The organism is Senegalia massiliensis (assembly GCF_009911265.1).
Taxonomy (GTDB): Bacteria; Bacillota; Clostridia; order Tissierellales; family SIT17; genus Anaeromonas; species Anaeromonas massiliensis_A.
In genome coordinates, this window is record NZ_QXXA01000003.1 from 47,001 (window position 1) to 60,196 (window position 13,196).

12 protein-coding genes and 1 riboswitch are annotated in these 13,196 nt (G+C 26.8%); of the genes, 3 read left to right on the forward strand and 9 right to left on the reverse strand.

What is annotated here, in order from left to right; translation table 11 throughout:
- Nucleotides 1-97 precede the first annotated feature (97 nt).
- Complete coding sequence (locus D3Z33_RS01505; RefSeq protein WP_201750391.1) at nucleotides 98-811, forward strand: phosphatase PAP2 family protein; 714 nt, start codon at nucleotides 98-100, stop codon at nucleotides 809-811.
- 33 nt (nucleotides 812-844) lie between these two features.
- On the opposite strand, the gene D3Z33_RS01510 is transcribed toward D3Z33_RS01505, so the two are convergent.
- Complete coding sequence (locus D3Z33_RS01510) at nucleotides 845-1,099, reverse strand: SHOCT domain-containing protein (protein ID WP_160196030.1); 255 nt, start codon at nucleotides 1,097-1,099, stop codon at nucleotides 845-847.
- A gap of 195 nt (nucleotides 1,100-1,294) precedes the next feature.
- Nucleotides 1,295-2,572, reverse strand: coding sequence for an MFS transporter (locus tag D3Z33_RS01515; protein ID WP_160196031.1), 1,278 nt, complete (start codon nucleotides 2,570-2,572; stop codon nucleotides 1,295-1,297).
- A gap of 346 nt (nucleotides 2,573-2,918) precedes the next feature.
- Between D3Z33_RS01515 and D3Z33_RS01520 the strand changes: the two genes are divergently transcribed.
- Nucleotides 2,919-4,229 (forward strand): helix-turn-helix domain-containing protein, encoded by a 1,311-nt coding sequence (locus tag D3Z33_RS01520; protein WP_160196032.1) that lies wholly within the window; start codon nucleotides 2,919-2,921, stop codon nucleotides 4,227-4,229.
- A 58-nt stretch (nucleotides 4,230-4,287) separates the two neighbouring features.
- On the opposite strand, the gene D3Z33_RS16615 is transcribed toward D3Z33_RS01520, so the two are convergent.
- Nucleotides 4,288-5,229: an FMN-binding protein gene (locus tag D3Z33_RS16615; RefSeq protein ID WP_160196033.1), complete on the reverse strand. Its 942-nt coding sequence runs from the start codon at nucleotides 5,227-5,229 to the stop codon at nucleotides 4,288-4,290.
- Nucleotides 5,230-5,413: 184 nt separating this feature from the next.
- Between D3Z33_RS16615 and msrA the strand changes: the two genes are divergently transcribed.
- A complete protein-coding gene (gene msrA / locus D3Z33_RS01530; protein WP_160196034.1) occupies nucleotides 5,414-5,887 on the forward strand; it encodes a peptide-methionine (S)-S-oxide reductase MsrA in 474 nt (157 codons plus the stop codon).
- 38 nt (nucleotides 5,888-5,925) lie between these two features.
- On the opposite strand, the gene wrbA is transcribed toward msrA, so the two are convergent.
- The 6 genes from wrbA to D3Z33_RS01560 form a co-directional block, all read right to left on the reverse strand.
- Complete coding sequence (gene wrbA / locus D3Z33_RS01535; protein WP_160196035.1) at nucleotides 5,926-6,540, reverse strand: NAD(P)H:quinone oxidoreductase; 615 nt, start codon at nucleotides 6,538-6,540, stop codon at nucleotides 5,926-5,928.
- A gap of 85 nt (nucleotides 6,541-6,625) precedes the next feature.
- On the reverse strand, nucleotides 6,626-7,996 hold the full coding sequence (locus D3Z33_RS01540; protein ID WP_160196036.1) for a sensor histidine kinase: 1,371 nt from the start codon (nucleotides 7,994-7,996) through the stop codon (nucleotides 6,626-6,628).
- Nucleotides 7,997-8,002: 6 nt separating this feature from the next.
- Entirely contained in the window at nucleotides 8,003-8,677 is a 675-nt protein-coding gene (locus tag D3Z33_RS01545; RefSeq protein WP_160196037.1) for a response regulator transcription factor, read from the reverse strand.
- A gap of 244 nt (nucleotides 8,678-8,921) precedes the next feature.
- Entirely contained in the window at nucleotides 8,922-9,770 is an 849-nt protein-coding gene (locus D3Z33_RS01550) for a YitT family protein (protein ID WP_160196038.1), read from the reverse strand.
- Nucleotides 9,771-10,142: 372 nt separating this feature from the next.
- Nucleotides 10,143-10,327, reverse strand: a riboswitch (cobalamin riboswitch).
- 70 nt (nucleotides 10,328-10,397) lie between these two features.
- Nucleotides 10,398-11,078, reverse strand: a complete 681-nt coding sequence (locus tag D3Z33_RS01555; protein ID WP_160196039.1) for an anaerobic ribonucleoside-triphosphate reductase activating protein — start codon at nucleotides 11,076-11,078, stop codon at nucleotides 10,398-10,400.
- A 5-nt stretch (nucleotides 11,079-11,083) separates the two neighbouring features.
- On the reverse strand, nucleotides 11,084-13,189 hold the full coding sequence (locus D3Z33_RS01560; protein WP_160196040.1) for a ribonucleoside triphosphate reductase: 2,106 nt from the start codon (nucleotides 13,187-13,189) through the stop codon (nucleotides 11,084-11,086).
- Nucleotides 13,190-13,196: the final 7 nt, after the last annotated feature.

Genomic DNA, 13,196 nt, shown 5'->3' on the forward strand with positions numbered 1-13,196 from the left:
ATAATCATTAAAGACAAATATTCTATTTTAAATGTGTATTAAACATAACTTAGGGTAATATTAAAATGATTATAGTTATAATGAAAGGGTGTATTATTTGCCAAATAATGATTATGAAATAAAAAGTTCAATTTTTCCAATTATACTTTTAGTAATTGGATTTTTAGTAGCAGGAATGCTTTTTTTAGGATTCTCAGAAATTGCAGGTGAAGTTATTGAAAGAGAAGTAAAAAATTTTGATAGTAGAATCATAGATTTCTTTACATCAAATTCTTCTGATTTTCTAGATGACTTTTTCACCACCATAACTGAATTAGGATCAGTTTGGTTTTTAGCTGCTTTAACTATAATTATATCTGGAATATTTTTTATTAAAAATAAAGATAAATTAAATATTCTATTCCTTATAATTTCTGTAGCAGGTGGAGGACTTTTAATAAAATTACTTAAAAATATATTTAAGAGAGAAAGACCTTCAATCATACCTGAAATAGATGCTATAGGTTATAGTTTCCCAAGTGGACATGCAATGGGCTCAATAATTTTTTATGGGTTTTTAATTTATTTAGTTATTAAAAGTAAATTCTCTAAAAAGTTCAAATGGATTTTTTCTATAATATTTACTATTACTTTTATTCTTATAGGTACTAGTCGAATTTACCTAGGAGCACATTTCCCTTCTGACGTAATTGCTGGTCAGCTTTCAGGGGCTTTTTGGTTAATTATATGTATAGTATCACTTGAATGGATAAAATGGCATATAAGACATAATATAAGGCCAGTGGATAATATTCGTAAAATATTTAAATAAGTCATAAAAGGTGATCAAATATTTGATCACCTTTTATGACTTTAAATTTTTCAATTTATTGTTATATTCTTCTTCACTTATTTCTCCAGATGCGTATCTTTCTTTTAAAATATCTATTGCTCTATTTGAGTTATTATTTTTAGAATTATTTATAAACATCTTTACTAAAACTATTACTACTATAACTATTATAATTAGTTTAATAATATCATAAATAATAAACCAACTACTTAATCTTGATCCAAGATTCATCATATCATGAAATCCAGTATCCATAAATCCATCCATTTTATTCCCCACCTCAATCCTTTAATATTTCACCTCTACATATAATATAGTATTTAAATTTAGATGAAATATGAGTTTTATTTTTGGCTTCTTCTTTCTATTAACTTAACTATATCATTTCTCGTATTTTCAAGCATTATTATTTTTACATCCTTTTCTAATCTCTTTTAACCCTTACCCAAAATTCAAAGTAATTTAAAAATCTTTTAAATTTTTATTTTTACTCATTATTAAAGATGCTATAATAATTATACTACCAGATATTATAGGTATAATATAAGGTTTAACTGAATCTAATAATAATCCAGAAATTATAACACCTAATGGCGCTATACCTCCAGCCAATGTATTCATAGTCCCCATAACTCTTCCCATCATTTTGTCTGGAGTCATCCTTTGCATAGCAACTGATATTGGAATATTTACTAATATCATAAATATTGAAAAAGTCATCATCACTATTATAAAATATATAAAATGTATTTGATTGTTTAGATACTTCAATCCACCAATTGTAGGAACACCTATAAATATGAGCATTAATCCCATCATAGCAGTTCCAATTACTAATATTTTAAATTTTTTTTCTCTTTCTGGAAGATTTCCTACGATAATAGAAGTTACCAAAACTCCTAAAGAAAATGACCCTTCAATAACTCCAAATTGTGTAGAAGACATTTTAAGTGTATCATTAATTATAAACGGCATAATTACTGCTAAAGTAGAGTTTATTAATAAATTAAAAAGCAAAGCAAATTTCATAAGAGAATATATGGGCTTAATATCTCTTATAAATTGCACCCCTTCATTTATTTGTTTAAATAAAGATTTTATTCCTTCTGAAATCTCTGTATCTTCACTTTCTTCATCTTGTTCATTATTGTCTCTTATATTATATTTAAAATTAATAAAAAATTCAGAAATTGCTGAACATATAAAAGAAAAACCATTGATTATTAAAAATAACTTTAAAGATACTAATCCATATGCTAAACCTCCTAATATCGGTCCCATAATAGCTGATAAAGATGTAGAAGCTTGAGTATAAGAATTTATTTTAACCAATTTCTTATCTGATACTAAATTAGGTATTGCTGCACCTATAGTTACATCAAAAAAAGTATTAACTACTGATAATAAAAAAGTAGTAGTATAAATGAACACTAACTTCAAACCATATATAGATGATATAGCAACTAAACCAAGTACAATAATACCACTTAAAATATCTAAACTAACAACTATTTTCTTCCTATCTCTTTTATCTGCTATAGAACCAGCTATGGGACTTAAAATTATTCTAGGTACCATGCTTAATAAAATACTAAGAGCAAATGAAGTACCTGACCCAGTTGTTCTTAAAATATATAAAGAAATTGCAAAAGTGTATATATGTGTACCTAACAGAGATACTACTTTCCCTGTTAGGTATAAAATAATATTAATTTGCTCTTTTGAATTTTTATTTTTCATTATATCAACTCCTATCAATACTTTTATTTTAAATTTTACTAATATATTCTTAACATCTCTAATATTATGTCTTTATTATCTTTTGGGCTATATTTGTAATCATTATTCATTACATAAATTTTCATTTTATAACCTCCTACAATAGAATAGAATTAAATTATATTTAACTTATTTTTTCGATAAATATTTATAAAGTTTAATATAGTTTAACTTATAGTTTTATTATATGCTTTATTATATATTTTGTCAACAATTTAGTTTAATTTACTTAAACTTTTTTCATTTCCACTTGAAAGTTAAATATATTTATACTATACTATAACTAAACTGTATTATGGAGGAAAATATGACTACTGGAGAAAAGATTAAATCCTTAAGAAAAGAATTAAAACTCACACAGTCTGAACTTGCTGGTAAGGAAATGACTAAAAGTATGTTAAGTCAAATAGAAAATAATAATGCAATGCCATCAATGAAAAATTTAAAATATCTTGCTAATAAATTAGGTAAACCAATTTCATATTTTTTAGATGAGAATACTTTAAACGAAAACATCCCAATAGAAGAAATTAAAACTAAAATAAAAATAGCTGATGAATATATGAGAAACAGAGAAAATAAAAAAGTTATAGAAGTATTAGATGATATTTTAAATAATTATGATATAAATAAAAATAGTAAATTATATGCAGATATTTTATATAAAAACGGAGCAAGTCAAGTTAATTTAATGAATTTTGAAGTATCAGATAAATATTTAAAAAAAGCAGTGGAAATATATAACCAACATAATTTATATTCTTATGCTGCTAAAGCTTATATGGAATTTTTTGGACGTTATTGGAACGAACAAAACTATAATAAATGTTTAAATATATTAACTGAAGCTTATGAATTATATATGAATTCCACTACAGAGGACATTACTTTTCATTTAGAATATTTATCTAATAAATCTTTAATATTATCTTCTATGGGTAGGATAAATGAATCTTTTAAACCTATTGATGATGCAATAAATTTATCCAAAGAAACTAATGTCTATTATAATACAGGTGAATTATATAGACTAAAAGGTAATTTAAATAGAGTTATGGAAAATTATGAAAATGTATTACATTATTTTAAAAAAGCAAAATTATTTGCTCAATTTACTGATAATGAATTAGATTTAGCTATATTAGAACTTAACTTTAGTGTCTATTATACAGATATCAATGAACCTATGAAAGCCTTAGAATATTTAAAAAGAGCTAGAGAAATGTTTAAAAATACTCCTCACTATCCTAAACATCTATTTCATAATCAATTAGCAATTGTATATTATATGTTAGAAGACTATCAAAAAGCTTATGATGAAATTAATAAAAGTACTTTCCCAGAATTACTCTTTCATAAAGTAGACTATGTAAATATGTGGTTGGGAAAAGTTTATAAAGGCATGATATTATATAAACTTGGTGATAAAAACCAGGCAATTGAATCAATTAATAAAGGAATAGAAATGATGAGTAAAGTGGGAAATTCTAAATATTTATCTTTTGCATACAAAGAATTAAGTAATATATATTCTGAAATTGACGATTATAAAAATGCATTTAAATCTTTAAAGAAATCAGAACAAATACTAAAAAGCTTAAATGGAAATCCTTTCTAAAATAAAAAAATCTCTTAGGTAATTACCTAAGAGATTTTTTATTTATATTCTTAAATTATTATTTTGCACTTTCTAATGCTTTTTCAGCTAGTTCAAAGAAAGATTTAACTTTAATTGATACTCCTGATATTGCATCAGTTGCTCCTTCATCATTTGAATACTCTATAGCTGTTGGATCTTGCTTTTCTATTAAGTATGCTTCAACTTTATCTGCTTGCTCAACCCATGATGCTTGTGCTCCACCATTTTCAACCATTCCATATTCACCATCTGCTGATACTTGATCTTTTGTCTTTTCATTTCCATCATCATCTTTAGGTGCATCTTTACTTACAGCATCCCAATCAGCTGCAACTATATATCCATTTATTACTGTAAGGTTAGCTGTAGCTTTCCAACCACTTTCTTCGCTAAAATCTTCTTCTTCAGCTGTATAATTTCCATCTTTATATTGACCTTCACCAACTGGATCACTCTTTAAAGCTTTTTCTGCAAGGTCAAAGAAAGACTTAACTTTAATTGATACTCCTGATATTGCATCAGTTGCTCCTTCATCATTTGAATACTCTATAGCTGTTGGATCTTGTTTTTCTATTAAGTACGCTTCAGCTTTCTCAGCTTGTTCTGCCCATGGTGCTTGTGCTCCACCATGCTCTACCATTCCATATTCACCTGATTCTGATCTAGTTACTTTGTCAGTACCACCATCTTTATGTGCTCCATTCCACTCAGCTTCTACTATTTTTCCATCTTCAACTTTTATTGTAGTAACATATTTCCAGCCACTTTCCTCAGAAAAACTATCTTCTTGAGCAAAGTAAACACCATCTTCATAACTTGCATCACCTGATGAAGTTTCTTCATCTGTTGTTTCTTCTTGCTCTTGTTCTGTACCTGTTGAAGTTTCTTCTTCCTCTTTATCGTCACTTCCACATCCAGCTAATAAACTAGCAGATACTAATAAAGCAAGACCTAGTGATAAAAATTTCTTTTTAGACATTTTATAAATCCCCCTCAATGATTTGTTTTGTTTATTATTTCACTTTTTATTATAGTCTATAGACAATTTGTTGTCAATACCCTAGTATTGTTATATATTTAATAGGTTTATTTTTTTTTTGAAATATATTAATTATTGATATTAATATTCTTAAAGGGTATCATAAAATATAGGAGGCGATTTAATGAAAAAAATTGTTTTAGCTGGAGGTTGTTTTTGGGGTGTTGAAGAATATATTAGTAGAATAAACGGAGTAACTGATACTGAGGTTGGATATGCAAATGGTAACCGTAAATATCCTACTTATGAACAAGTATGTACAGGTACTACTGGCCATGCAGAAGCTGTTAAAGTAGAGTATGATGAGAATAATTTACCTTTATACACTCTTTTAAAAAAGTTTTTTAGTATCATTGATCCAACAATTGAAAATAGACAAGGTCCTGATAGAGGTACTCAATATAGAACTGGAATTTATTATATAGATGAAAATGAAAAAGATACTATTTTAAAAGTAGTTCAAGAAGAACAAAAAAAATACCATAAAAAAATTGTAACAGAAATAGAACCTCTAAATTCATTTTATGAAGCTGAAGAATATCATCAAGATTATTTGAAAAAAAATCCTAATGGTTATTGTCATATAGATTTAAGCTAAAATATGGCTTGTACTTAAGTACAAGCCATATTTTAAATTTATTGTTTTAATTTTTTTGTTATTTCAGCTATATGTCTACCTTGAAACTTAGCCCCTTCTAAATCTACATCTGTAGGTGATAATCCACCATCTCCTCCTGCTATAGTAGATGCTCCATAAGGAGTTCCTCCAGATATTTTATCTACTTGGGATAAACCTTCAAAAGTATAAGGAAGTCCACTAATAAGCATTCCATGATGCAATAAAACTGTATGAAAACTAAGTATAGTAGATTCTTGACCTCCATGTTGAGTTGCTGTAGAAGTAAATACTCCACCAACTTTTCCTACTAATGCTCCTTTTGACCAAAGACTAACTGTGCTATCTAAATATGCTTTCATTTGTGCACTCATATTACCATATCTTGTAGGAGTTCCAAAAATTATAGCATCAGCTTCTTCTAAATCTTCTAAGGTTGCTTCATCATATTCAGTAGACATTTGTTTTACACTATCCTTACAACCCATTTTTTCTAATATATCATCAGAAAGTGTCTCTCTAACCTTTACTATCTTTACTTCAGAGCCATCAATTTCTTTTGCACCTTCTGCTACTGCTTCAGCCATTTGCTTTACGTGACCATACATAGAATGAAATACAACTAATATTTTCATATGTCTTCCTCCTTCATACTAAATAATACCCTAATAAATTATACTTTAATCATATGAATAAATTAACTGTATCTAATCATTGTTTTTATTTAGGTAGTGCAATTATAAATTCTGTCCATTCCTCTTTTTCACTTTCTACTTTTACATACCCATCATGAGCTTCTATAATTTCTTTTACTATAGAAAGACCAAGACCTGTGCCACCTCTATCTCTATTTCTTGATAAATCTGTTCTATATAACCTTTCAAATACATGAGCCATATCTTTTTTATCTATTCCTTCACCTGTATTTTTAATTTTAAATATACCATACTTATCATCATTATCTAAATATATATTAACTTTTCCATTTTTTGGAGTGAATTTTACAGCATTAGAAAATAAATTGATTAATACTTGTTTTATTTTATTATTATCTGCTAATACATAAACATCTTCTTTTAAATTACTTTCTAATTTAATATGCTTCTTTGTAAAACTAATTTCAAAACCATCCATTATTTCTTCTATCATAGAATTCAAATCTATTTTACTTAATTCTAATTTCATTTTATGTTCTCTTATATTATTTAATAATTTAAGTTGTTCTACTAACAATATAAGTCTATCTATTTCCTTTTGAAATATATTAATTCTTTCTTTATCAAGCTCCCATATACCATCACTTATAGCTTCCATATGACTTTTTAATATTGATAATGGAGTTCTAAGCTCATGAGAAATATCAGATGTAAGTCTTTTTCTAAGCTTATTTTCAGTTTTTAAGGATTCCTTTAAATAATTTATTGAAGCTGTTAATTGATTTAACTCTTCTATTTTACTTCTAGATTCTACAGATATATCTAAATTACCATGACTTAATTCATTAGTTGTATTTTTAACATCAATTATAGGTTTAGATATAAATTTTGAAAAATATACTCCCAGTGAAATTGCCACAATTATCGAAATTATTGCTGAATAAAGTATAGATTTATTTATTTCCTTTATAAATTCTATTTCTCTATTTCCTACAACTAAAGAATCTGAGTAACCTATTTCTATTTCACCTATCTTTTTATCATTTTCTTTTAAATCTATCTTTTTTACTACATAGTTATCTCCACTATCACTATCCATACCCATCATATCCATCATATGTTCATGCATATTTGAATTATTTCTTGTTATGGATAAAATAACATCCCCCTGATTATTTTTAACTAATATATCAAATCCCTTTGCAACTGGAGAAAATTTTATATTTTGAATTTCAGATTTATCCCAGTTATTTTCCCTATAACTATTTTTTATTAAATCTACAACATCATCTACTCTATTCTGCTTTTGGCTTGTTAAATATTCATCAAATTTACTTGAAAGAGTAATATTTGATATTATAGCAATTGTTATAACTGCTATAAGCGATGCTACTATCATAAGTATCGTTATTCTACCTCTTAGATGATTTAACATGTTTTATCACTCCAAAAATTTATATCCAACCCCATATACTGTTTTTATATATTTATTGCTTTTATCTTCTATTTTGTGTCTTAGATTTTTAACGTGTGCATCTATTGTTCTATCATAGCCTTCATAATCATAACCAAATACTTTTACGATTAATTCATCTCTTGTAAATACTTTTTGTGTGTTTTCCACAAACAATTTAAGTAAATCAAACTCAGTTTTGGTTAAATCTATAATATCATTTGACTTAGTAACTTCTCGACTCTCAAAATTAATATTTAAGTCCCCAATAGTTAAAATATCATTTTTTACATCATTTTTTTCTATTCTCCTAAATATTGCTCTTATTCTAGCTAAAAGTTCCTTTGGACTAAATGGCTTTACTATATAATCATCTGCACCTATATCTAGGCCATTTATTCTATCTTGCTCCATAGATTTTGCTGTAAGCATTATTGTAGGAACTTGTGACTTTTCTCTGATTTTTTGTAATATTTCTTCACCTTTTATATCTGGTAACATTAAATCTAAAATTAAAAAATCTATATTTTCATTTTCATATATATTAAATGTTTGTTTTCCATTATACGCAGTATATACATTATAACCTTCTTTTTCTAAATAGGCTTTTATAACTTCTACTATTTCCTTTTGATCATCTACTACTAAAAAGTTTTTTTTCATATTAACACCTCTATCCAAAGTAATTGTACAATAAATTTACTGAATTTAAAAGAAAAAAATATTGGACAAACATATAGTCGTCCAATATAGTCATAAAATATAAAGTTAAATTAATAATTATATATAGGATATAGCTACTAAAAACTTATAATTGACAATTTAGTCCATCATTTATCCCTATAATTTATAAAGACTTTATACTAAATTACTATTATTATAAGGTGATTTTAGTAGGTTATATTATCTAATCATTAAAATTAAATCCTTCTCCTAAAACTTCATGAACAAAACCTACTGTAATAAAAGCATCTGGATCTATGTCTTTAACATAACCTTTTATTTTTATATATTCCTTTCTATTTACAACAGTATTTATTATTATTTTATTTCTTCTTGAATATCCTCCATCTGCTGAGTATAATGTTGTACCTCTTTTAATATTCTCAATAATATATTTATTTATTTCTTTATTTTTATTGCTAATTATCATTATATTCATTTTCTTATTAAATCCGGCTATTACATTATCTATAACGTAAGCATTTGCTATAACTCCTAACAATGCATATAAGCCTAGCTTAGGTCCAAAAGTTAATCCAGCAAATATTGTTATAACAAAGTCAGCTAAAAGTAATGCCTTCCCTATGTCTAAATGTAAAAATTTGTTTATTATTTTAGCTACCACATCAGTTCCTCCTGTAGATGAGTTCTGATAAAATATTATCCCCATACCAATTCCTTGGATAATAATACCATAAATAAGATTAATTAATAAATCATCAATTATAGCTCCATTTATAGGTATAATTATCTCTAATATATATATTGCTCCAGATAATAAAAAACTAGAATATATCGTATAACCTCCAAATTCTTTTCCTATGATTAGAAAACCAAGGGTAAATAAAATTATATTCGCTAATGTCATAACAATCCCTATGGGAATGATTGGAAATACTTTGTTTATTACCATAGCAAGACCGGTAACTCCACCTACAGCAAGATTAGCTGGAATTAGAAAAAAGTACAAACCAATTGCCATAATCAAAATACCAGTATTAATTAAAATAAATTTTTTTATATTAAATTTCATATTTTTTACTCCATAAATTATTTTCTTTTAATGTTTTAGTTAATATTTTACTAATAAATTTAGGTCCTTGTATCATTTTCTTTGTATGATAAAAGGCTGTTTTGCCTGTAATCCCTTGAACTATTACTCTAGTATTCTTGTCTATTCATATACCCATATTAACTCCTACCTTTCTATTTGGTGAATTTCATAATTATATCAATACTTAAATATTTCTTTTATAATACTCTTCTAATAACGAATATATCAAACTAATTTTCCTTAAAAACTTTAAAAAATAAAAAACCTTTCTAAAGAATAGAAAGGGATTATCAAATATAGCAGAATTAAACTGCCATTTAAATAACACCTCCCCATCCTCGTGAGTAATAATCAGCGTTGCTACTGTTGGCAGGTCTCCTGACTTAGGAATTACAAGCAATACACCTTCCCGTGTTTTCACACAGTGGTTTTAGTAAAACTCTATCCATTACAGTGGCGGGACCGTGTTGGTATTTCACCAAACTTCCCTTTTAAACAATTTCATTACAAATTGTACCAATAGTCTTAATATTAAATTTTAAGTAAAATATATCATCTTTATTTTTCATTGTCAATAAAAAATAAATAATATTTATCTTATTTCTTCTAACGTATTATACAAACATCAAATGAATTTTCTATAATACATTTAATTTCTTGTAGTTTCTCTAGTTTATAAGAATGATATTTATTTATTCCACCTAAAATTGTATCTCCATCTCTAAAGTTTTGTAAAATATATTTTTGAGAGCCATTTAAATGTTTAGCTATATCCAATATGTTATATTCACTTATCAACTCTTTACATACAGTAGTTCTAAATTCATAATCTATATTTGAGTTTTTTATTACCTTTATACTTTTTTTTATTTTATTTATATCAACTAAAGAATTAGTAACTTTATTATATTCACTAAATGAAGTCTTAATATCCATAGCTATATAATCTATAAGATTATCTTGAACTAATCTGTTAAGCATATCCGGATTTGTTCCATTTGTATCTAACTTAACATAAAAATTTTTATTTTTAATTTTACTAATTAATGTATACAACTCATTATATAATGTAGGCTCTCCACCTGTTATAGTAACTGCTTCTATATATTTTTTCCTGTTTTCTAAAAAAGTTAGTATATATGTTTCATCAATACTTTCCTTACTATTTAAAATATGTGAATTATGACAATATGGACATCTAAAATTACAACCTTTTATAAATAAAACTGTAGATATCTTATTAGGATAATCAATAAATGAACTTTTTTCCATTTCACATATATCCATAATTACTATATTACCCTTTCATTTTCTAGGCTATGTTGAGTATCAAACTCTAGCCTATCATTATATTCTTGCTTCTTACCTTTATTCCATGATTGAACTGGACGATGAAAGCCTACTACTCTAGTCCAAACTTCAGTATCTTCACCACATTGAGGACATTTGAATTGTTCACCTTTTATATACCCATGTTTTTCACAAATACTATATGTAGGGGTAATTGTTAGATATGGTATTCTGCTATTAGCAAATCCTCTCTTTAATAGCTGTTTAACAGTTTCTATATTATCTATTTCTTCTCCTATAAATCCATGTAGTACCGTACCACCAGTATATTTAGTTTGTAAATCTTCTTGGAGTTCTAATGCTTCAAATATGTCTTTTGTATGACCCACTGGTAATTGAGTGGAGTTAGTATAATATGGCTCTTCTTCTCCTTGAGTAATTATATTTGGAAACATCCTTTTATCCATCCTTGCAAATCTATAAGCAGCACCTTCTGCTGGAGATGCTTCTAAATTCCATAGACTGCCTGTTTCTTCCTGGAATATTTGTATAACTCTATTCATAAAATCCATTATTTCAACAGAAAATTCCATACCTTCTTTAGAAGTGATATCCTTACCTAATAAATTCATACAAGCTTCATTCATTCCATTTAATCCAATAGTACTAAAATGATTCTTAAAATACTCTCCTTCTCCATCTTTAATTCCTTGTAAATAGTATCTAGAATATGGATATAGTCCTACATCCATATATTTTTCAAGAACTATTCTCTTAGCTTCACAAATTTCCTTCGCTGTCTCCATCAATTCTCTAACTTTCTTTTTAAATTCCTCTCTTGTTTTTGACTTATATCCAATTCTTGGCATGTTTAATGTTACAACATTAATAGATCCTGTCATTGGATTTGCTCCAAATAAACCTCCACCTCTTTTCCTAAGCTCTCTATTATCTAACCTCAAACGACAGCACATGCTCCTAACATCTTCTGGATTCATATCGCTATTTACAAAGTTAGCAAAGTAAGGTGTACCAAACTTTCTTGTCATTTCCATTATACTATTTGATACTTCGGAGTTCCATGGAAAATCACTAGTAATATTTATTGTAGGAATCGGAAAACTAAAGCTTCTTTCTGCTCCATCTCCCTCCATCATTACCTCACAATACGCTTTGTTAAATATATCCATTTCCTTTTGAAATTCTCCGTATGTTTTATCCTTTAATTTTCCACCTATTATTACTTGTGTATTTTTAAGCATAGGATGAGGAGTTATATCTAGTGTTATATTTGTAAATGGAGTTTGAAAACCAACTCTTGTTGGTACATTAAGATTAAATACAAATCCTCTCATTAATTTCTTAACTTGGTAATAGCTTAAATTATCATAATATATAAATGGTGCAGCATAAGTATCTAAAGAACTAATTGCTTGAGCTCCTGCTGCTTCTCCTTGTAATGTATATAACCAGTTTACTATTTGTCCTAAGAATGTTTGTAAATGTTTAGGTGGTTTAGATTCAATTTTTTCCTTTGCTCCTCTAAATCCTTTTCTTAATAGTGCCTCCAAATCCCATCCACAGCAATAAGGTGCCAATAATCCTAAGTCATGAATATGTAAGTCTCCATTTATATGAGAATCTCTCATTTTTTTTGTATAAATTTTATTTAACCAATATTTCTTTGTTATTGATTCAACTATATGATTATTAAGTCCCTGAAGACTAAATCCCATATTTGCATTTTCATTTATTCTCCAATCTTCAAATGAAACATACTCATCAATCATTTTTTCTGCATCCATAAAAAGATTTTTTACTTCTCTTAATTCTTCATGTTTATTTCTATATAATATATATGCTTTTGCAGTTTTTGCATGTCCTTCTTCTATAAGTACTTTCTCCACTATATCTTGTATAGCTTCTACATTTGGTATGCCTACTCCATAAGCTTCATTTAAGATTTTTTCTACCATATTAGATAGCCTTTTTGTTTCTTTCTTATCATTTCCACCAACTGACTTTGCCGCTTTAAATATTGCATCTTCAATCTTTTCTAAAGTAAAATCAACTATATCTCCATTTCTTTTCTGTACCCTTGAAATCAAACTATTA